The following is a 19,676-nucleotide window of genomic DNA, read 5'->3' as shown; positions in this document are numbered from 1 at the left end:
TTACTCCTGGTATGGCTGCAGGCCTTCGTCGGTGAGGCGCAGCACGCGGTCGCAGCGGCGTGCCAGTTCGATATCGTGGGTGACGATGACGAAGGCGGTGCCGAGGGTGCGCGACAGCTCCAGCATCAGCTCGAAAATCTGCTGCGCGGTGGCGTGATCGAGGTTGCCGGTCGGTTCGTCGGCCAGCACGCAGGCCGGCTGTGTGACCAGCGCCCGCGCCAGCGCCACGCGCTGCCGTTCGCCGCCCGACAACTCGCCCGGCACGTGCGTGACGCGCTTGGCCAGGTTGACGCGCGCCAGGATCTGCTGCGCGACGCTGGATGCCTCGGCGCGCTTGACGCGCCGTATCATCAGCGGCATCGCCACGTTGTCCAGCGCGCTGAACTCCGGCAGCAGGTGGTGGAACTGGTAGACGAAGCCCAGCGAGGCGTTGCGCAAATCGCCGCGCGCCGTTTCGCTCAGGCTGGCGAAGTCCTTGCCCAGCAGGGTGACGCTGCCCTTGGTCGGCGTATCGAGGCCGCCCAGCAGGTGCAGCAGCGTCGATTTGCCCGAGCCGGAGGCGCCGACGATGGCCACGCGTTCGCCGCGCCGCACATCGATGTCGATGCCGTTCAACACAGGCACCGAGTAGGCGCCCTGGGTGAAGGTCTTGCCCAGGCCGCGGCAGGAAAGGACGACGGGTTCGAGGTTACTCATAGCGCAGCGCCTCCGCAGGTTTCACGCGGGCGGCCCACCAGCTTGGATAGATGGTCGCCACGAAGGCCAGCACCACGGCCACGCCGCCGATCTTGAACACGTCCGGCCAGCGCAGATCGGACGGCACCGTGCTGATGTAGTAAATATCCTTCGACAAGAACTGCACTCCCAATAAATGTTCGATAAACGGCACGATGACGTCGATGTTGAGCGCCACCAGCACGCCGCCGGCCACGCCGATGAAGGTGCCGAGGATGCCGACCAGCGCGCCCTGGATCATGAAGATCTTCATGATCGAACGGGGCGAGGCACCCAGCGTGCGCAGGATGGCGATGTCGGCCTGCTTGTCGGTCACGGTCATCACCAGGGTCGACACCAGGTTGAAGGCGGCCACCGCGATGATCAGGGTCAGGATGATGAACATCATGCGCTTCTCGGTCTGGACGGCGGCGAACCAGTTGGCGTTGAGCTTGGACCAGTCGCGCATGATCAGGTCGCCCGACATGCTGGCCTTCAGGTCCTGCGCCACTTGCGGCGCGCGGTGCATGTCCGACAGGCGCAGGCGCAGGCCGGCCGGCGCGTCCATGCGCAGCAGTTTTTCGGCGTCGGTCAGGTGAACGAAGGCCAGCGCCGAGTCGAACTCGTTATGGCCTGCCTCGAAGATGCCGACCACGGTGAACGAGCGCAGGCGCGGCAGCACGCCGGCCGGCGTCGGCTGGCCTTGCGCCAGCGCCAGCGTGACTTTCTCGCCGAGGTTGACGCGCAGCGCGCGCGCCAGCTCGATGCCGAGCACGATGTTGTAGCTGCCCGGCTGCAGCGCGTTGAAGCTGCCGCGCTTGGTCTGCTTGGCGACGTCGGAAACGCTGGGCTCCTGCTCCGGCAGCACACCGCGGATGATGGCCGGGCGCAACACGTCGTCGCGCACCAGCATACCCTGGGTTTCGGCGAACGGTGCGGCGCCGATCACTTCCGGATTCTTGCGCGCCTCGGCGGCGGCGGCGTGCCAGTCCGGCATCGAACCGCGCGCATCGAAGATCTCGACGTGGGCCAGGACCGACAGCATGCGGTCGGTCACTTCCTTCTGGAAGCCGTTCATCACCGACAGTACGACGATCAGCGCGGCCACGCCGAGGCCGATGCCGGCCATGGAAATCAGGGAGATAAAGGAGATGAAACTGTTACGCCCGCTGCGCTTGCCGGCCCGCGTATAACGCAGGCCGACCAGCCATTCAAAGGGCAGATTCTGGATAATGCTCATGGGCTCCGGAGGCAATCAACATTGGTGAGCCCGCAGTTTGCCACACAATGAGGATTTCATGGGTGAAACACCGCACTGTGCCGCCAGAAAGGCCGGCACTTAAGTGCCGATTAAGCCGCCACAGCCGGTATCGAAGAAGTCGCCTGCCGCGCTTATCTCGGCACTACGGATCAAGCTGGTGCACTAAAATTCGTCCCGCAGGGCCGCGATGCCCTACAATCCCGGGATGACTCAGATTACCCTCGCCCTGCCCTTCGCCCTGCCCCCGCCGGAAATGGCCCCGGACCTGCAGCGCGTGATGCAAACGCCGGCGCTGGCGGCCCTGCTGTCGCGCCACAGCAAACTGGCCACCTTCAATTTTGACAACTCCGGCCGCGTGCTCCCGCATGAAGCCTGGCTGGCCCATGCCCTCGGCCTGGCGCCGGCGCCAAACAGCCCGGACGCCGGCGCGCCGCTGGCCGCCGCCGTGCTGCGCGGCTTCGGCCTCGGCGTCGATGAAGGCTACTGGTTCATGCTGCAACCGGCCCACGTGCAGATCTCGCGCACCCACATGCTGTTGTCCGATCCGCGCCAGCTGCGCCTCGATGCCGCCGACTCGCGCGCGCTGTTCGACCTGGTCCAGCCCTACGCCGAGGAACTCGGCAAGACCATGGTCTACGCCGACGCCAGCCTGTGGCTGATGCGCGCCGACGACTGGGCCGGCCTGAAGACCACCACCGTCGACGCCGTCCTCGGCCAGAGCATGAGCGACTGGCTGCCGGAAGGCGAACACTCGCGCAACTACCGCAAGCTGCAAAACGAGGCGCAGATGCTGTGGCACGAACACCCGGTCAACGAAGCCCGCGCCGCGCGCGGACTGCAGCCGGTCAACGCCTTCTGGCTGTGGGGCGGCGCCGCCGCCGGCGGCACGCCGGCCGAATGCCACGCCGTCGCCATCGGCGGCGGCCCGCCCTGGATGCAGGCGCTGGCGCAGCCATCCGGCAGCCAGCCGACCGCCGCCACGCTGATCGCGCAGGCCAAGGACAAGGGCCAGGCCACCGTCCTGCTGGCCGACCTGATACCGGACGCCGTGGCCGGCGACTGGGCCGCCTGGCTGGCCATCATGCAGCGCCTGGAACAGCAGTGGTTCGCGCCGCTGCTGGCCGCGCTGAACGACGGCAGCCTCGGCCAGCTGACGCTGGTGGCCAGCCACCGCGACGGCTGGCGTGAAATCAGCACCAGTAAAATGGCGCAGCGAAAATTCTGGCGCAAGCCGAACCTGAACACCTTATTGAGCCCCACCTGACATGACCCGTATCGCCATCCGCCCTTGCCCGTTCCGTGAATCCGAAATGCTGCGCCAGGGCGGCATCCATCCTGTGCTGGCGCGCCTGTATGCGGCGCGCGGCCTGACCGATCCCAAGGAGCTGTCGAGCGAGCTGGCGGCCATGATCCCGCCATCGGGCCTGCTCCACATCGACGTCGCCGCCGTGTTCCTGGCCGACGCCATCGCCGCCGGCAAGCGCATGGTGATCGTCGCCGACTACGACTGCGACGGCGCCACCGCCTGCGCCGTCGCCCTGCGCGGCCTGCGCGCGATGGGCGCCAACATCGACTTCATCGTGCCGAACCGCTTCGAGTACGGCTACGGCCTGACGCCGGAAATCGTCGAACTGACGGCGCGCGAGAAACAGCCCGACATCATCATCACCGTCGACAACGGCATCGCCAGCATCGACGGCGTGGCCGAGGCCAACCGGCGCGGCATCGAAGTGGTCGTCACCGACCACCACCTGCCGGCCGACACGCTGCCGGCCGCGCGCGTGATCGTCAATCCGAACCAGCCGGAATGCGGCTTCCCGAGCAAGCATATCGCCGGCGTCGGCGTGGTGTTCTATGTGCTGCTGGCCCTGCGCGCCGAACTGCGCAAGCGCGGCGTGTTCGACGCCCAGACCCAGCCCAAGCTGGACAACCTGCTCGACCTGGTGGCGCTGGGCACCGTGGCCGACGTCGTGCGCCTCGATCCGAACAACCGCATCCTGGTGGCGCAGGGCCTGAAGCGCATGCGCGCCGGCCGCATGCACGCCGGCGTGGCGGCGCTGTTCCGCGTGGCCGGCCGCGAGCCGCGCACCGCCAATCCCTTCGATCTCGGTTTCGCGCTGGGCCCGCGCCTGAACGCGGCCGGACGGCTGGAAGACATGTCGCTCGGGATAGAGTGCCTGATCACCGACGACGAGGGCCGCGCCTGGCAACTGGCGCAGCAGCTCAACGAAATCAACTTGAAACGGCGCGAGATCGAGGCCGAGATGCAGGACGCCGCCCTGCTGCACCTGGACGCGTTCGAGCCGGCCAACAGCAGCACCATCTGCGTGTTCGACGAATCGTGGCACCAGGGCGTGATCGGCATCGTCGCCTCGCGCCTGAAGGAGAAGTTCTTCCGCCCGACGATCACCTTCGCGCCCGGCGCCGACGGCTGGATCAAGGGTTCCGGCCGCTCGATCCCCGGCTTCCACCTGCGCGACGCGCTGGATCTGGTCTACAAGAAGGCGCCGTCGCTGATCGACAAATTCGGCGGCCATGCGATGGCGGCCGGCCTGACCTTGCGCGCCGACGCCTTCGACGCCTTCGCCGCCGCCTTCGAGGAAGTGGGCCGCGCGTGGCTGAGCAAGCAGCAGCTGGAGCGCGTCATCGAAACCGACGGCCCGCTGGAAGACGCCTACTACACCACCGACTTCATCGGCCTGATGGACGGCCAGGTCTGGGGCCAGGGCTTTGCGCCGCCGGTGTTCTGCGACGAGTTCCGCGTGGTGAGCCAGCGCATCCTGAAGGAACGCCACCTCAAGCTGCTGCTGGAGAAAAACGGCGCCCGCTACGACGCCATCTGGTTCGGCCACGTCGATTCGCTGGGCGACCGCGCCAAGGTCGCCTTCCGCCTGGACGCCAACGAATACAACGGCGTCACCAAGGTCCAGCTGATGGTGGAGCATGCCGAGGCGATGTGATCGGATGTGATCACTTGATGCCGCACACCTCGCTGCCGCCGTCGAACACGATGCGCCAGGTGTTCGGCGCTTCCAGCCGCCAGACCGAGTTGAAGCGCGCGATCAGCTTGCCGTCCGGCGCGTAGACCGGACCGGAAGTCTTGGCCAGCGTGCCCGAGGCCAGCACCTCCACCTGGTCCGGCTCCCACGAGAATGGCGCGTCCGGCTTGACGAAGAACTTCGCCCATTCGGCAGCCACCACCTTCTTGCCGCGCTGGGCCTTGTCGCCGGCCTCGAAAATCGCCTCCTCGGACAGGAAATTGACGAAAGCGGCATGGTCGCGCGCCTTCATCGTGGCCGCGAACGCCCGCTCGACATTGGCCACCTGCTCCTGCACCCCGGTAAAAGCCGGCGCAGCACCTGCGCCAGCCGCCGCCACGGCCGATGCCGCCGCCAGCAGCCCCGCCACCGCCACCGCCAGATTCATCCATTTCATGTCCAGCCTCCCTTGCTTAGTTGAACTCACATTTGCCATTTTCCCGAAAAAGGAGTATAAGTACTCCATAAACGGAGGATTTATGAATCTTACCTATGCTTACCCCCGCAGCCGCTTCGAGCCTACCATTCTTGTCGACCTGAACGCCAAGGCGGAACGCGAGCGGCTGTCCAAGGCAGCCCTGAAGGGCTTTTTCAAGCTGGCCGCCGCCTGGAAACTGCGCGACGACGACGCCCGCGAACTGCTGGGCGGCATTTCCAGCAGCGCCTACTACGAGTGGAAAAAGCACCCCGAGCGCACGCTGGAGGTGGACTGCATCACGCGCATCTCCTATTTGCTGGGCGTGTACAAGGCGCTGCACATCCTCTACGGCGACAAACTGGCCGACGAATGGATGGCCCTGCCCAACACCAACCTGATCTTCGGCGGCCGCTCGCCGCTGGCCTACATCTCGGCGGGCGGCCTGCCCGCCATGCAAACCTTGCGTCAGCTGCTGGACGCGCGCCGCGGAGGACTGTAAGTGCCGGTCAGCCTGATTCCGCCCTTAACCACGCTGCGCCAGTTTGACACTTTTCGATTGCTGCCCTCGCGTTTTGCCGATCTTGAAGACTCCGTTCTCGCGCCGCTGGCCGACAACGACCAGGACCTGCGTGACCTGTTTGAACTGGATAACGCCACCAACGCGCGCCTGCACGCACAAAACGGCGGCGCAGCCGGCATCACGATGGATGAACTGGTGTTCGGCGTGCCGAACTTCCGCATCGTCAACGCCGCCTTTACCTACGCACGCCCCGAAGGCAGTCGCTTCAACGGCGGCGATCGCGGCGCATGGTATTGCGCCTTCGACGCCGAGACCGCGCTGGCCGAAGTAAGCTTCCACAAAACCGTCGAATACGCGGAGATCAACCGCTTCGACGACAGCGTCCAATACCAGGCCATGCTGGCCGATTTCACCGCACCGTTTCACGACCTGCGCAACCAGCCGCGCTACGACGCATGCCTGGCCCCGGACAGCTACATCGCATCGCAAACGCTGGCCGAGCGCCTGCTGGACGGCGGTTCGCTGGGTGTGATCTACCCCAGCGTGCGGCGCGAAGGCGGCACCAACCTGGCCTGCTTCCGGCCCGCGCTGGTGGGCAATGTGCGCAAAGGACCGGCCTATCGGTTAACATGGCGGGGCAGCCCTGTACCGATTATCGAAATTATCTGAATCATGCAAACCAAACCTGAAAACGACACCGACCTGCGCCTTAAAGTGAACCGCGAAACCGCGCGCCTGCCATGGACCGAACTGCTCAAGCATTTCGCCGCCGGCAACGTGGTGTGGATCGCCAATTCGCTGGACCTGGTCGACGTGGCCGTGCGCATCTCGCACGACGACAAGGCCAACATCGGCCAGTGGATGAACGCCGGCCTGCTCGCCAAGGTCAGCGACGAGCAGGCGGCAAGCTGGCTCGAGACCAACGCCGAACTGTGGGCGGTGGTGGTCAGCCCGTTCATCCTGGTACAGCAGGAAAAAGCCGTACCGTCGAGCATGCACTAAACCTCGTCAGAACTTGAAGCTGCCCGCATCCAGCGTGACCGAACCGCCGCAGGCCGGCGTGGTCGCCTCACGATTGCCGCTGGCGGTGGACTGATTACTCTCCCACACGGTGGCGACGCCGTACTTCATGAACTTGTACTGGATCGCCGTCGACGGCGGCAGCTGGAAGGTGCGCGACCAAGGCACGTTGGCGCCGCTGCCTTCGATATTCAGCTGATTGCTGGCGCCCTGCACCCAGTTGCCCAGCTCCGCGCGATTGCCGACCACATAGACGTTCTGCCCGACCACGGTGTTGGCGTTCGCCACGCGAAAGGTCACCGGCACCGTGGTGCAGGTGCCACCGCCGCCGCTGCCGCCGATCTTCTGGTTGATGTGCAGCGCCACCGCGGGCACCGTCGAGCCGCCGTTGGCCGGAATGCTCACGGTGATCATGCCGTTGCTGCCGACCGTCACACTGTCGCTGGTGCAGGCGGTGCCGCCGGCGTTCAGCGTGCCGTGCACCACGTTGCAGTACGTCCCGGCAGGCAGCAGCGTTTGCAGCGACGCGCTCCAGGTCGAGTACTCATTGTTGATCGCCACGAAGCCCTTGGCGCCGCGGCCGAAAGCGATCTGGTTGACGGTGCCGTTGGTGAAGTAGTCCACGCCCTGCCCCGACGTCGCCGCGCGGAACGCCACCATGTTGGAGATGTCGCTCCAGCGGTGGATAAAGTCCCAGTTCTGGTTGATCAACGGATTGCCGCTGGCATCGAACGGACTGGCGCTCGGCGGCGCCTGGTCGTAATTGGTGAAGCGGAAGCCCGAGTGCAGCTGCGCGTTCCCGTACGGCCAGGCCAGCATGAAGATGTTGGCCAGGTCGTAGCGCTTGGTGCCCTGCGTGTCGTTGGTGGTACCGGAGACGTAATTGCTGGCCACCAGCGAGCTGCCATTGCGCTCCGTATCCCAGTTGTTGACGAACACCGTCGCCTTGTCGCTCGGGATGAAGCCCCAGGTGCCGCCCCAGTTGCCCGGCGTGCCCATGATCGAGCGCACCTGCGAGATATTGGCGCCGTTCTCGTTGCGGAACATGGCCTTGATGGCGAAGGTGTACTGGAACTCGTTCAGCGTGCCGACGCTGTAGTAGTCCGAGCGCACCACATTGCTGTCCGGGATGACCTCCTGCGTGACCCACAGCGTTTCGCCCGAGGTGGTCGTGTGCGTCACGCCGCCCATGATCGCCTGCAGGTCGGACGGCTGCATATGCTTGGCGGCGTCGAAGCGCACGCCGTCCACGCCCATGTTGATCAACTTGGTCAGGTAGTTCTTGACCTGCCCCTGCACGTAGGCGCCGTCGGTCTTCAGGTCCGGCAGGCCGCTCAGGCGGCAGAACATGACGTTGTAGCGGTTGCCCGGCGAACCGTAATCGCCGCCGGCGATGTCGCAGGCCGGATGAAAATCGCTGCTGCTGAAATACGGGTACGCCAGCGTCGTCGAATTCCACGTCGAGCCGTCGGTGGCGGTGCCGGAACCGGCCGCCAGGTGGTTGACCACCACGTCCGCATACACCCGCACCTTGGCCGTGTGGCAGGTGTTGATCATGGCCTGGAACTCGGCTTCGGTGCCCATATTGCTCTTGAGCGTAACGAAGTTCACCGGCTGGTACACATCCCACCACGCGCCCAGGCTGGCGGATGCCTGCGGCGGCGATACCTGCACCGCGCCAAAGCCCTGCGGTCCGAGCCAGTTGGTGCACTCCTTGGCGATGTCGTTCCACTTCCAGCGGAACATTTGCACCGAGGTGTCGGCGGCGTTGAAAGCGGCGTGCGCAGGCGCCAGCGCGGCACCGGCAAGGATGCCGGCGGCCAATAAGGTTTTCTTCATGCTGTCTCCGTGTGTTGTTTGTTTTATGTTTTGGGAAATACTGCATCCCGAATAAAATGTAGCAGAACTACAGTAAACAACAAGTGGAATTCTCTTCATTTTTGACAATTCACTACAGGAATCGCTTCCATTAATTCCCATTGAGACACAGATGTAATGCAATTACGGCGGCGGCACTGCTACGTAGTCAATCTTCCACGGTCCCTGTATGATGGCAAAAAAACGACACTTCGCCACCGCAAGCCACTTCATGCCCACCACCGCCTCCGCCGACAGCGCCAACGACATCGCGAACAACATCGCCGAAGCCATCGCGGCACGCAAACTGCCGCCCGGGACCAAGCTGAGGGAAGAAGCGTTGTGCCGCCTGTACTCGGTCAGCCGCACCAAGGTCCGCGCCGCACTGCTGATACTGTCGAAGGACAAATTGATCGACATGGTGCCGGACAAGGGCGCCGTGGTCAGCCAGCCGAGCGAGCAGGAGTCGCGCGAGATTTTCGCGGCACGCCGCATCATCGAAGTGGCGCTGGCGCGCGAGTTCACCGCCAAGGCCAAGGCAGCCGATTACCGCATGCTGGAAAAGCACTTGAAGGAAGAACGCAGCCTGCTGTCGCAGGCGCCGTCGAAAATGCGCCAGCAATTGCTGGGCGATTTTCACGTGCTGCTGGCCGATGTCGTCGGCAACCAGGTGCTGAAGGAAATCGTGCGCGAGCTGGTCGGCCGCAGCACGCTGATCACCATGTTGTACCAGTCCGAACGCGACGCAGTCTGTTCATCCGATGAGCACAGCGACTTCCTCGCCGCCGCCCGCGCGGGCGACGCGGACAAGGCGGCGGAGCTGATGCTGCACCATCTGAGCCACGTCGAAGCGGCGCTGAATTTCGACGTCAGCACCAGCCCCGCCAAGAAGGACCTGGTCTCCGCGCTGCTCATGTAGCGATACGATTCGCAGTATCGGTACGCCATAAAAATTCATTAGACGCCCGCCCGCACCTCCCGCAGCATGAAATCCTGCATCCAGCAGACACAAAAACACATAAAGCGGAGACGACATGAACAAACAGCTACTCAAGCGATGGGCGGCGGCGACAGCCATGGCCTTCAGCGCCATCGGCGCCATCAACGCACATGCCACCACCTGGACACTCACCGGATCGCTGATCACGCACGACCCCAGCGTCTACAAGGAAAACAGCACCTGGTGGATCACCGAAACCAGCGACACCGGCATCGGCGTGAAGTACTCGCCGGACGGCCACGCGTGGACGCAGGGCGTGAGCATCTTCGGCGGAGGCCTGTCGTGGTGGACGCAGTACAACGGCAACGGCAAAACCGTATGGGCGCCGGACATCCACGTATGGAACGGCAAGGCGATCCTGTACTACGCCGTGTCGACCTTCGGCTCGCAGAAATCGGCCATCGGCCTGGCGACGGCCAGCAGCATCGCCCAAGGCAACTGGACCGACCAGGGCGCCGTGCTGACGTCGGCACCGGGCAACAACTACAACGCCATCGATCCCAACTTCTTCGTCGATAAAGCGGGCCAGCCATGGCTGTCGTTCGGCTCCTTCTGGACCGGGATCTATACCACGCGGGTCGATCCGAACACGCTCAAGCCAACCGGCAGCTGGTATCACCTGGCCGCCGACAGCAGCGGCATCGAGAACTCCTTCATCATGAGCAACGGCTCGTATTACTACCTGTTCGTCTCGAAGGGCAGCTGCTGCGCCGGCGCCAACAGCACCTATCACATCTCCTACGGCCGCTCGACCAGCGTGACCGGGCCGTATCTCGACAAGAACGGCGTCAACATGCTCAATGGCGGTGGCACCACGCTGGACGCGGGCGGCGGACGCTTCATCGCACCGGGCGGCGAGTCGGTGGCGAACGGCGTGATGGTGCGACATGAGCTGGACAGCCAGAACAACTACAACGGCGTGTTGTTCATCAACGACCTGACCTTCAGCAACGGCTGGCCGACTTACTGATGAAAGCCTTGGTGGCATTGACTGCGCTGGCGGCGATGCTGCTGGCGGCGCTGGCGTGGCATGACGCACCGGCGCCGCAGCGCCCTGCCGCCGGTGAAGCCGATGCCACCTCGGCGGCAGCCGCAGCCCAAGCCGGCCGGCCGCCGATCGCGGACGCCGCCGCACAGCGCCTGTTCCGCCAACTCGGCACCCAGGCTCCCGCCCCGCCCGCGCCCGAACTCTCGCTCGCCGACAATCAGGAACTGATTGCAGACTTCGCGCTGCATGCGTTAATGGACAGCTTTCTGCTGAACCGACGTGATGCAAGCCGGATGCAAGCCCTTATCGACCACCTGCGCCGCACGCTCCCCGCCAACGCGGCCGCAGAAGCCATACAGATTGCCATACGCTACCAGGCCTATCTCGTTGTGCACGACGAGCTGCTGGCAGCCCAGAACTTCACCTCCGAAGACGTCGCGTCGCTGGACCTCAACCGCTTGAGCAGCTGGCAACAGCAACGCCAGCAACTACGCGTCCGCATGCTGGGCGAGCGCATCGCACTGGAATGGTTCGGCAACGAGGAGACCTACGCGGTGCAAGCGCTGGACGAATGGCGCCAGCGCGGCAGCGGCCAGGCGCCGCCTTCCGCCGCCAACCAGGACGACCAGGCGCGCCACGACCAGCACATGCGACAAGCCCTTAATCAACTGGCGGCCAAGGCCAATTGATGCGCCAGCGCGTTGTGGCGCTCGATCACCACCGGCAGATCGATCGTGCATAGCACACCCTCGCGCACCACCACGCGGCCGTTGATCACGCTGTACGAAACGTTCGGCGGTGTGCAGAACACCAGCGCCGCCACCGGATCGTGCAGCGCGCCCGCAAAGCCTATGCCGTCAAGCTTGAACATCGCGATATCGGCCGCCATGCCCGGCTTGAGCGCGCCGATATCGTCGCGGTTCAGCACCTTGGCGCCGCCCAGCGTGGCCACCTCCAACGCCTGCCGCGCCGTCATCGCATCCGGGCCAAAGCCCACGCGCTGCAGCAGCATCGCCTGCCGCACTTCGCCCATCATGTGGCCGGAATCGTTGGAGGCGCAACCATCCACGCCAAGGCCGACCGATACACCGCGGTCCAGCATCTTGCGGATCGGCGCGATGCCTGAAGCGAGCCGCATGTTCGAGCACGGACAGTGCGCGATGCCGGTGCCGGTGCGCGCGAACATGTAGATGCCGTCGTCGTCGAGCTGCACGCAGTGCGCGTGCCAGACGTCGTGGCCCACCCAGCCACAATCCTCGGCGTATTCGGCCGGTGTCATGTTGAATTTTTCGCGGCTGTAGGCGATGTCGTTGGCGTTTTCCGCCAAGTGCGTATGCAGCGACACGCCGAAGCTGCGCGCCATTGCCGCCGACTCCTTCATCAAATCGCGCGAGACGGAAAACGGCGAACATGGCGCCACCACGATGCGCTGCATCGCATGGCGGCCGGCGTCGTGATAGGTTTCGATCAGGCGCTGCGTATCCCTGAGAATGGCGCCCTCCTCCTCGACCACCCGGTCCGGCGGTAAACCGCCCTTGGACTGGCCCACGCTCATCGAGCCGCGCGCCGCGTGGAAGCGCATGCCGATCTTGCGGGCGGCTTCGATGCTGTCATCGAGCTTGCAGCCGTTAGGATAAATGTAGAGGTGATCGCTGCTGGTGGTGCAGCCGGACAGGATCAGCTCCGACATCGCCGCCAGCGTCGACACGTTGACCATTTCCGGCGTCAGGTTGGCCCAGATCGGATACAGATTGGTCAGCCAGTTAAACAGCTCGCCGTTCTGAGCGGCGGGAATCACGCGCGTCAGGCTCTGGTACATATGGTGGTGCGTATTGACCAGGCCGGGCATCACGACGTGACTGGCGGCGTCGATGACTTCATCGGCTTCCTTCGGCAGATCGGCGCTGCTGCCGACCTGCTCGATCACGTTGTCCCGTATGAAGACGGCGCCATCGGCGATTTCGCGGCGCTCGTCGTCCATCGTCACCAGTACGCGCGCATTTTTGATCAGTAGGGTTTTAGTCATAAGTTCTATGATGATTAAACACTGCGGAAACAATGCGCGGGCACTGCGGAAACAGCGGGGTTAATAATGAAAGTATTTTAAGCCGCTTCACGCTCGGAAGTTAAAAAAGCCTGCGGCACATCTTCCTCTTCATCGTCATCGGTCTTTTCGACCGGACGTTCCGGCAGCACCAGGTTCAACGCCACCGCCACCAGCGCGCCGACCGTGATGCCCGAGCCGAACACCTCTTTGACGAACGCCGGCAACTTGGACAGCAACTCAGGCCGCACCGTCACCGCCAGTCCGCAGCCGATCGCCACGGCCATGATGATGCCATTGCGCTTGGTGTGCTCGACATGGCTCAGCAATTGTACGCCGGCCGAAATGATCATCGCGAACATCATCAGGCCCGCGCCGCCCAGCACCGGCTGCGGAATCGTCACGACCACCGCTCCCAATATCGGGAACAGGCCGGCGAGGAACAGCATCACGCCGGTCAAGGCGACCACGTGGCGGCTGGCCACGCCCGTCAGCGACACCACGCCGACATTCTGCGCAAAGGTCGACACCGGTGGGCTGGACATCAGCGCGGCGAAGGCCGAGCCGACGCCGTCGCACAGGATGCCGCGCGCCAGCGTCTTGCCGCGCATCTTGGTGTTGGTGGCGGCACCCAGCGCCATGAAGGTGCCGGTGGTTTCCACCATCGTCACCAGGTAGGCGATGCCCATTGCAACGATGCCGCTGATCGGGAAGCTCATGCCGTAATGGAGCGGCTGCGGCAGCGCGAACACCGGCGCATTCCGGACCTGAGAAAAGTCGATCATGCCCAGCGAAACGCATACCATGTAGCCGATGAACATGCCGATCACCACCGCCGCCGCCGACACGATACCCTTGCCGAATTGGACCAGCATGATGACCGTGACCAGCACAAACGCGGCGATGCCGAGGTTGAGCGGCGAACCGTAGACGGCGCCCGACGCATGGCCGCCCGCCGCCCAGTCCACCGCCACCGGCACCAGCGACAGGCCGATCATCGTCACCACCACGCCGGTGACGGCATGCGGGAACAGCTTGCGTATCTTCGGCATGAAGCAACTGCCGACGATCATCACCAGCGAAGCAGCCAGCGAGGAGCCGAGGATGGCCGGCACGCCGTGTTCCAGGCCGACGCTGATGGCCGCGCCGACAAAAGCGAAGCTGGTGCCCATGACGCAAGGAAGCCTGATGCCGACAGGGCCCACGCCTTTGCACTGGATGATGGTGACGATGCCGGAGCCAAGCAGCGCGGCGTTGATCAGGGTGATGATCTGGTCCGCCGGGAGTTTGAGCGCGGCGCCCACCACCAGCGGCACGGCGATGATGCCGCCCAGCGCCGCCAGCATGTGCTGCGCCGCCAGCAGTACGGTCATAAACAAGGGTGGTCGATCCTCGACCTGAAATAACAAATGATTCATAAGCGCGTCTCCGTCAGTCTCTTTTATATGGGCGTTACTTTGCAACTACTGCCCGCGCGGCCTGCCCTTAACCGTGCGTAGAAATCGTGCCTAGCAACGCTGCAGCTTGTGACCGAGCGCTTTATTGAGGACGATATTGCACCTCGCCGGATACATTGTCAACGAATTTTGTATACAATTTTTGAATGCGTATTGCTAGTTCAACGCACTGTCGGCGCTCAACGCGGCGATCGCCATATCGAGGAAGGCCCGCACTTTGCGGGAGGATTGGCGGCCTTCGTGATGCACCACGCTGACCGGCACCGGCGGCGTCTCGTATCTGCCCAGTACCGTCTTCAATCGGCCGGCCGCCAGGTGCGGCGCCGCCATGTAGGAGATCACGCGGGTGATGCCGAAGCCGTCCAGCGCCGCGCGCAAGGCGGCGTCGTTGCTGGTGCTGCTTAGGCGCGGGTGCACCTTTACCGTCGCCGGTTTGCCGTCCCGTTCGAACCGCCAATCGTTGGTGGCCACCACCGCCGTGGCCGCGATGAGGTCGTGGCGCCCCAGGTCTTCCGGGGTGGTGGGGATGCCACGGGCGTCCAGATATGCAGGCGAAGCGCACAGCACCTGCCGCACCTGTCCCACACGCACCGCCTGGTAGCTCGAGTCGGGCAGCGCGCCGATGCGGATCGCCGCGTCCACGCCCTCGTCCATCATGTTGACCACACGGTCGAGGAAGCGGCATTCGACGTCCGTCTCCGGATAGCGCCGCAGGTATTCGGTGACGATGGGCGTGACGTACATCGCGCCGAACATCACCGAAGCGGTGATCACCAGCTTGCCGCGCGGTGCGCCGTGCGAGCCGGCGGCGGAGGTCTCCGTCTCCGCCACGTCGGCCAGGATGCGGCGGCAATCGGCGGCATAGCGCGCGCCGACCTCGGTCACCCGCACCACGCGCGTGGTGCGCACCAGCAGGCGCACGCCCATGCTGTCTTCCAGCTCGGTGACGGCGCGCGTGACCACAGGGGGCGAGATCCGCAGCTTGCGCGCGGCCGAGGCGAAACCGCCTTCATCGACGATGGCCACGAAGATCGCCATGGCAGAGAGTTTGTCCATATTATTCCTGATTTAGAAATAGTTCATTGCAAATTCAATGGATTCTCATTATCCGCCATATCGATGAAACTGCAATTGTTCGCTGAACAAACAACCCAACCCAAAGGAGAAACACCATGACCCGTATCGCCACAATCGAAACCGCCACCGCCAACGCAGAACAGAAAGCCCTGCTGGACGCCATCCAGGGCCAGCTCGGCATGGTGCCCAACTTCCTCAAGGTTTTCGCCAACTCGCCGGTCGCCCTGCGCGCCTTCCTCGGCCTGCACGGCATCGCCAACGGTGGCACACTGGACGCGCCGACCCGCGAACGCATCGCGCTGGCGCTGGCACAGCAAAACGGCTGCGAATACTGCGTTTCGGCCCACACGGCCATCGGCCGCAAAGCCGGCTTGAGCGGTGACGAGATGACCGCTGCCCGCAATGGCGGCAGCGAAGATGCCCAAGCCGCCGTGGCGGTGAAGTTCGCGCAAAGCCTGATGGAAAAGAAAGGCGAGATCAGCGCCGTGGAACTGGCCGAGATTCGAGGCGCGGGCTACAGCGAATCCGACATCGTCGAAATCATCACCCATGTCGGCATGAACTTCCTGACCAACATCCTGGGCAAAGCCAGCCGCGTTGAAATCGACTTCCCGAAAGTCGAGCTGAAAATCGCCGCCTGATTCATTTCAATCGAGGAGAGCATCATGGGACGTGCCTATTCCGATATCACCTTTACGCCCACCGTGCGTGAGGTTCAGAGCAGCATGGGCAGCCGCGCCCAATATGCCTTCCTCGACGAGATGCAAAACCGGCAGGACAGCCTGGGCAGGAGGGAAATCGCCTTCGTCGAAGAGCGCGATCACTTTTTCCAGGCGACCGTCAGCGAGACAGGGTGGCCATATGTCCAGCATCGCGGCGGGCCCCAGGGCTTCCTGCGCGTTATCGACGGCAAAACGCTGGCGTTCGCCGATTTCAGCGGCAACGTGCAGTACCTCAGCGTCGGCAACCTGAAAAAGGATGACCGCATTTCGATGATACTGATCGATTATGCGGAACAGGTACGCCTCAAGATCATCGGCCGCGCGCGGACGGTGGAAGCGGCCGACGATCCGGAACTGATGGAGCGGCTGCGCATGCCGGGCTATCCGGCGCGCATCGAACGGGCCTTCATCATCACCGTGGAAGGCTACGACTGGAACTGCCCGCAGCACATCACGCCACGCTTCACCGAGGCGGAAGTCACCCGGATGTCGGCGCCGCTGCACGCGCAGGTGAAGCGCCTGAAAGAGCAACTGGCAGCCGCCGACGCCACGCCACGCGCGGTGCAGCGCTCCGTCCTTGGCAATGGCCCGCTGGCACTGACCATTACCGGCGTGCGCCAGCTGACGCCCCGCGTGCGCGCCTACGAGCTGCGTAGCGCGGACGGCTCACCGTTGCCGCCGGTGCAGGCCGGCGCGCACATCGACGTGCCGGTCACGCTGCCCGACGGCGTCAGCGCCACGCGCCGCTATTCGATCGCATCCAATCCGCTGCTGGCCAACAGCTACGAAATCGCCGTGCTGCGTGAGGACGACGGCGCCGGCGGCTCGCAAGGCGTGCACGCCGAATACATCCTTGGACTGGAACTGCGGTGCGCCCTGCCCGGCAACGACTTCGCGTTGTCGGACGAGCCCGCACCAGTCCTGCTGATCGCCGGTGGCATCGGCATCACGCCCGTCAAGACAATGGCGCATACGCTCACGGCGCAGGGACGAAACTTTGTATTGCACTACGCTGTGCGCTCACGTGCCGAGGCTCCGTATCTCGACCAACTGGCGGCGGAATTCGGCGACCGGTTGATCATCCACGCCTCCAATGAAAACAGCCGCATGGACCTGGCCAGCGTGATCGCCCTCGCCGGCCCGGACACCGTGATCTACACCTGCGGACCGGAGCGGCTGATAGACGCGGTACGGCGCGAGGCAGTCAACGCCGGCATTCCCGCCGCGCGAGTGCACTTCGAGCGCTTTGCCGCGAACACGGCTCGCGCCGGCGACCAGCCGGTATTCGTAACGTTGCGACGCAGCGGCAAAGTGGTGGAAGTAGCGGCCGGCACCAGCATCCTGGACGCCGTTCAGGCCGCAGGCGTCGCGGCGCCCGCCTCCTGCCGCATCGGCAACTGCGGTGCCTGTGCGGTCAACGTGCTGGAAGGCTCGCCGGACCATCGGGACGATGCCTTGACGCCCGAAGAGCGCGCCCAAGGCCGCATGTGCATCTGCGTCTCGCGCGCCAATGGCCCTGCCCTGACGCTGGATCTTTAAGGCGTGGCGTACAGGTAGCCGCAACCATTGTCGGCGGGATCTCGCGCCATGATGCGGTCGTATAGTCCGAGATTGCCGGCCATCGTGCGCTCCACGTCCTCCGGCAACAGCAGCCCGGCAGCGAGCTGGCGATCGGCGGCGGCACGGACGGCGGCAGCGAAATCGTCACGCTTGGGATAGCGCGCCTCCAGGCTCGGACGAGGGTCGCCGGCGGCAAGGCGCTCGGCCTCGGTGCGCGCGAACGGTACAAAGCTGCCGTCGAAGCGCGAAGTAGCCCAGGCGAAGCCGGTTTCCGGTGCGCGAAGATTCCAGCCAGTGTGGGTGCCCAGCGGTGCCTGCACTTCCACCAGCCGCACGCCGCCCTTGTCGTTGCCGTCCGCATCGGGCACCGGCACGCGGGTTTCGTAGTCGTCACCGCGTTTCGGCAGGCCCGCGCCACGGCTGAAGTCCAGGCGGGGCTCTCGCAGATTCTGTTCAGGAGGCGTCAGGCCGAAACCCTTGGGGAAGATGGCGCGATAGTCCGCCACCGTGGTCAGCGTGCCGTCCGCCAGTTGCGGATAGGCGCTGGCCGGCGGCTGCTTGCCCTTGACGGTCCAGTCATCCAAAGCCAGCACCAGCGCGCGCATCGGCAGGTAGTGGTCGCTGGTCGACACACAGGCCGTGAAAGGCGCCACGGTGCGCGAGCGGCCCACATAATGCTGGGCACCCATGAAGGCGTAGATGCGCACATTGTCGGCCGGCGCCACATCCTGCGCGCCATCGGGTGTGGTGGCGATCAGCGAGGCGCCGCGGTTCCAGAACTCCGTCGATGTATTGGCGAAGAAGAGCTTGGGCAGCCTGCCCTGCTTGTCGCGCGCCTTGTCGAGGAAGGAAGCCGTCTTGCCGCTGACCGGGTCGCGCGACGGCGCGGTGGTGAATGGGAAGGCGTCCGCCGGATACTCGTGCTCCTCCATCATCGACGGATGGCGGGTCGGCTGCGCGAAGCGGCTGTTGAAGCCCGCGCTGCCGCCGGCTCCCGGCACATGCAGGTAGGCACCGTTGAAGGCCAGGCGGCCGGATTCATCGACATTCAAACCGTCGTGCAGCATGCGGCCGATCACGCGGCCGGACTGGCTGATGCCGAACATCAGCACGTTCTTCGGTGCGGCCGCGCCCTCAAACGGCTTGTCGCGGAAGTAGGACAGCAGGTCGCGTATGCCGGCCAGGCCGGCACCAGTGACGTAAGGATCCTTGGCCACGTAAGTCAGCTCGTAGATCGTGCCGGGTTTGAAGCCGCCTTCCAGCTGCACGCGCCCCGGCCCGCCCGCCTGTTCCGGCGCGACGAAATGCCAGCTGCTGCGCGGGATCGGGCGGCGCTTGTCTTGCGGGCGTGCGCGCTCGGTCAGCTGGGCATGAGGGTCTTCCGGCCTGGCCGGCTCATAGGTCAGGCCGCGCATGCCGGCATAGGTGGCGACATCGGCCGCCGCGTTCACCGTGAATTCGTTGTACACCTTGCCCTTGACGCCCTTGGCCACCGGCGGCGCAAACACCAGCGGCCGCGCACCGGCCGGCGGCGGCGCCACGTCCCAGGTCCAGGCGGAGAACAGCAGCGAAAAACCGTGGCGCATCAGGAAGCCATCGCCGGCATCGGCCGCGGTGGTCGGATCGTTATGAGCCGGGCTGCGGCCGTTGATCTGTCCCAGCATGGCGATGCCGCCACGGTTGTTGACGTCGTAGATCAACGTAGATGGCTGGCCGCTGGTTGGCCGCAAAAGCACGAACTCGCTGGAGAACAGCACGCGGCCACGCGCATCGCGCGGCGCCAGTTTCAGATCCACGATGGCGGCGTTGGCGGCGGCCTTGGGATCGAGCGCGAAGTAGGCAACGCCGCGTATTTTTTCGTAGGCACCGGCCTCGCCAAAGCTGACACCGGGCGCGAACGCTGTGCGTTCCTTGATCTCGATACGCTCGACCGCCGCCTGTGCGCTCAACGATATGACCGCAATCGCGGCACCCATTGCCAGCTTCTTCATCCTCGCGCT

At 64.7% G+C, this 19,676-nt stretch carries 18 protein-coding genes; 10 read left to right on the top strand and 8 right to left on the bottom strand.

Annotated features, from left to right (window positions below; all coding sequences use genetic code 11):
* Both lolD and ABWW33_RS01545 read right to left on the bottom strand, forming a co-directional pair.
* On the bottom strand, positions 1 to 696 hold the full coding sequence (lolD, locus tag ABWW33_RS01550) for a lipoprotein-releasing ABC transporter ATP-binding protein LolD (protein ID WP_353398127.1): 696 nt from the start codon (positions 694 to 696) through the stop codon (positions 1 to 3).
* Positions 689 to 1,954, bottom strand: a complete 1,266-nt coding sequence (locus ABWW33_RS01545; protein WP_176650462.1) for a lipoprotein-releasing ABC transporter permease subunit — start codon at positions 1,952 to 1,954, stop codon at positions 689 to 691. The genes lolD and ABWW33_RS01545 overlap by 8 nt, the downstream gene beginning before the upstream one ends.
* Before the next feature lie 226 nt (positions 1,955 to 2,180).
* Between ABWW33_RS01545 and ABWW33_RS01540 the strand changes: the two genes are divergently transcribed.
* Positions 2,181 to 3,239, top strand: coding sequence for a hypothetical protein (locus ABWW33_RS01540; protein ID WP_353398124.1), 1,059 nt, complete (start codon positions 2,181 to 2,183; stop codon positions 3,237 to 3,239).
* A gap of 1 nt (position 3,240) precedes the next feature.
* Positions 3,241 to 4,935 carry a single-stranded-DNA-specific exonuclease RecJ gene (gene recJ, locus ABWW33_RS01535; protein WP_176650460.1) on the top strand — a complete coding sequence of 565 codons (1,695 nt, stop codon included), beginning with the start codon at positions 3,241 to 3,243 and terminating at the stop codon, positions 4,933 to 4,935.
* Between the two features lie 10 nt (positions 4,936 to 4,945).
* Here recJ and ABWW33_RS01530 read toward each other — a convergent pair whose 3' ends face one another.
* Positions 4,946 to 5,410, bottom strand: a complete 465-nt coding sequence (locus tag ABWW33_RS01530; protein ID WP_176650459.1) for a YybH family protein — start codon at positions 5,408 to 5,410, stop codon at positions 4,946 to 4,948.
* 82 nt (positions 5,411 to 5,492) lie between these two features.
* Between ABWW33_RS01530 and ABWW33_RS01525 the strand changes: the two genes are divergently transcribed.
* Genes ABWW33_RS01525 through ABWW33_RS01515 form a run of 3 tightly spaced genes read left to right on the top strand, consistent with a single transcriptional unit; the run spans position 5,493 to position 6,953 of the window.
* Positions 5,493 to 5,930, top strand: a complete 438-nt coding sequence (locus ABWW33_RS01525) for an antitoxin Xre/MbcA/ParS toxin-binding domain-containing protein (protein WP_176650458.1) — start codon at positions 5,493 to 5,495, stop codon at positions 5,928 to 5,930.
* Complete coding sequence (locus ABWW33_RS01520; protein ID WP_176650457.1) at positions 5,931 to 6,620, top strand: RES family NAD+ phosphorylase; 690 nt, start codon at positions 5,931 to 5,933, stop codon at positions 6,618 to 6,620.
* 3 nt (positions 6,621 to 6,623) lie between these two features.
* Entirely contained in the window at positions 6,624 to 6,953 is a 330-nt protein-coding gene (locus ABWW33_RS01515) for a DUF2288 domain-containing protein (protein WP_176650456.1), read from the top strand.
* A gap of 6 nt (positions 6,954 to 6,959) precedes the next feature.
* Here the strand turns inward: ABWW33_RS01515 and ABWW33_RS01510 are convergent, their stop codons facing one another.
* Positions 6,960 to 8,810, bottom strand: coding sequence for a carbohydrate-binding module family 20 domain-containing protein (locus tag ABWW33_RS01510; RefSeq protein ID WP_353398118.1), 1,851 nt, complete (start codon positions 8,808 to 8,810; stop codon positions 6,960 to 6,962).
* 250 nt (positions 8,811 to 9,060) lie between these two features.
* Here ABWW33_RS01510 and ABWW33_RS01505 point away from each other — a divergent pair, with 250 nt between their 5' ends.
* From ABWW33_RS01505 to ABWW33_RS01495, 3 genes are all read left to right on the top strand, one after another.
* Positions 9,061 to 9,747, top strand: coding sequence for a GntR family transcriptional regulator (locus ABWW33_RS01505; RefSeq protein WP_176650454.1), 687 nt, complete (start codon positions 9,061 to 9,063; stop codon positions 9,745 to 9,747).
* A 115-nt stretch (positions 9,748 to 9,862) separates the two neighbouring features.
* Positions 9,863 to 10,798 carry a glycoside hydrolase family 43 protein gene (locus ABWW33_RS01500; RefSeq protein WP_353398115.1) on the top strand — a complete coding sequence of 312 codons (936 nt, stop codon included), beginning with the start codon at positions 9,863 to 9,865 and terminating at the stop codon, positions 10,796 to 10,798.
* Positions 10,798 to 11,505, top strand: coding sequence for a hypothetical protein (locus ABWW33_RS01495; RefSeq protein ID WP_353398112.1), 708 nt, complete (start codon positions 10,798 to 10,800; stop codon positions 11,503 to 11,505). The genes ABWW33_RS01500 and ABWW33_RS01495 overlap by 1 nt, the downstream gene beginning before the upstream one ends.
* On the opposite strand, the gene ABWW33_RS01490 is transcribed toward ABWW33_RS01495, so the two are convergent.
* From ABWW33_RS01490 to ABWW33_RS01480, 3 genes are all read right to left on the bottom strand, one after another.
* On the bottom strand, positions 11,481 to 12,842 hold the full coding sequence (locus ABWW33_RS01490; RefSeq protein WP_353398109.1) for an 8-oxoguanine deaminase: 1,362 nt from the start codon (positions 12,840 to 12,842) through the stop codon (positions 11,481 to 11,483). The genes ABWW33_RS01495 and ABWW33_RS01490 overlap by 25 nt on opposite strands.
* Before the next feature lie 77 nt (positions 12,843 to 12,919).
* Entirely contained in the window at positions 12,920 to 14,278 is a 1,359-nt protein-coding gene (locus ABWW33_RS01485) for a nucleobase:cation symporter-2 family protein (RefSeq protein ID WP_353398106.1), read from the bottom strand.
* A 195-nt stretch (positions 14,279 to 14,473) separates the two neighbouring features.
* Positions 14,474 to 15,373 (bottom strand): LysR family transcriptional regulator, encoded by a 900-nt coding sequence (locus ABWW33_RS01480; RefSeq protein WP_353398103.1) that lies wholly within the window; start codon positions 15,371 to 15,373, stop codon positions 14,474 to 14,476.
* Between the two features lie 116 nt (positions 15,374 to 15,489).
* Between ABWW33_RS01480 and ABWW33_RS01475 the strand changes: the two genes are divergently transcribed.
* Together ABWW33_RS01475 and ABWW33_RS01470 are read left to right on the top strand one after the other, a co-directional pair.
* Complete coding sequence (locus ABWW33_RS01475) at positions 15,490 to 16,035, top strand: carboxymuconolactone decarboxylase family protein (protein WP_353398100.1); 546 nt, start codon at positions 15,490 to 15,492, stop codon at positions 16,033 to 16,035.
* A 24-nt stretch (positions 16,036 to 16,059) separates the two neighbouring features.
* Positions 16,060 to 17,655: a 2Fe-2S iron-sulfur cluster-binding protein gene (locus ABWW33_RS01470; protein WP_353398097.1), complete on the top strand. Its 1,596-nt coding sequence runs from the start codon at positions 16,060 to 16,062 to the stop codon at positions 17,653 to 17,655.
* Here the strand turns inward: ABWW33_RS01470 and ABWW33_RS01465 are convergent.
* Entirely contained in the window at positions 17,652 to 19,667 is a 2,016-nt protein-coding gene (locus ABWW33_RS01465) for an alpha/beta hydrolase domain-containing protein (RefSeq protein WP_176650446.1), read from the bottom strand. The genes ABWW33_RS01470 and ABWW33_RS01465 overlap by 4 nt on opposite strands.
* Positions 19,668 to 19,676: the final 9 nt, after the last annotated feature.

Source organism: Duganella hordei, from assembly GCF_040369125.1.
GTDB lineage: Bacteria > Pseudomonadota > Gammaproteobacteria > Burkholderiales > Burkholderiaceae_D > Rugamonas > Rugamonas hordei.
The sequence above is the reverse complement of the archived record's forward strand: the minus strand, read 5'-3'. Positions and strand labels throughout refer to the sequence as shown.

Excerpts from the sequence above, each read along its gene's own strand:
- ABWW33_RS01515 (WP_176650456.1), top strand. The coding sequence starts at position 6,624 with ATGCAAACCAAACCTGAAAACGACACCGACCTGCGCCTTAAAGTGAAC.
- ABWW33_RS01510 (WP_353398118.1), bottom strand. The coding sequence starts at position 8,810 with ATGAAGAAAACCTTATTGGCCGCCGGCATCCTTGCCGGTGCCGCGCTG.
- ABWW33_RS01480 (WP_353398103.1), bottom strand. The coding sequence starts at position 15,373 with ATGGACAAACTCTCTGCCATGGCGATCTTCGTGGCCATCGTCGATGAA.
- recJ (WP_176650460.1), top strand. The coding sequence starts at position 3,241 with ATGACCCGTATCGCCATCCGCCCTTGCCCGTTCCGTGAATCCGAAATG.
- ABWW33_RS01525 (WP_176650458.1), top strand. The coding sequence starts at position 5,493 with ATGAATCTTACCTATGCTTACCCCCGCAGCCGCTTCGAGCCTACCATT.
- ABWW33_RS01490 (WP_353398109.1), bottom strand. The coding sequence starts at position 12,842 with ATGACTAAAACCCTACTGATCAAAAATGCGCGCGTACTGGTGACGATG.
- ABWW33_RS01545 (WP_176650462.1), bottom strand. The coding sequence starts at position 1,954 with ATGAGCATTATCCAGAATCTGCCCTTTGAATGGCTGGTCGGCCTGCGT.
- ABWW33_RS01470 (WP_353398097.1), top strand. The coding sequence starts at position 16,060 with ATGGGACGTGCCTATTCCGATATCACCTTTACGCCCACCGTGCGTGAG.
- ABWW33_RS01505 (WP_176650454.1), top strand. The coding sequence starts at position 9,061 with ATGCCCACCACCGCCTCCGCCGACAGCGCCAACGACATCGCGAACAAC.
- lolD (WP_353398127.1), bottom strand. The coding sequence starts at position 696 with ATGAGTAACCTCGAACCCGTCGTCCTTTCCTGCCGCGGCCTGGGCAAG.
- ABWW33_RS01485 (WP_353398106.1), bottom strand. The coding sequence starts at position 14,278 with ATGAATCATTTGTTATTTCAGGTCGAGGATCGACCACCCTTGTTTATG.
- ABWW33_RS01495 (WP_353398112.1), top strand. The coding sequence starts at position 10,798 with ATGAAAGCCTTGGTGGCATTGACTGCGCTGGCGGCGATGCTGCTGGCG.
- ABWW33_RS01500 (WP_353398115.1), top strand. The coding sequence starts at position 9,863 with ATGAACAAACAGCTACTCAAGCGATGGGCGGCGGCGACAGCCATGGCC.
- ABWW33_RS01475 (WP_353398100.1), top strand. The coding sequence starts at position 15,490 with ATGACCCGTATCGCCACAATCGAAACCGCCACCGCCAACGCAGAACAG.
- ABWW33_RS01465 (WP_176650446.1), bottom strand. The coding sequence starts at position 19,667 with ATGAAGAAGCTGGCAATGGGTGCCGCGATTGCGGTCATATCGTTGAGC.
- ABWW33_RS01540 (WP_353398124.1), top strand. The coding sequence starts at position 2,181 with ATGACTCAGATTACCCTCGCCCTGCCCTTCGCCCTGCCCCCGCCGGAA.
- ABWW33_RS01530 (WP_176650459.1), bottom strand. The coding sequence starts at position 5,410 with ATGAAATGGATGAATCTGGCGGTGGCGGTGGCGGGGCTGCTGGCGGCG.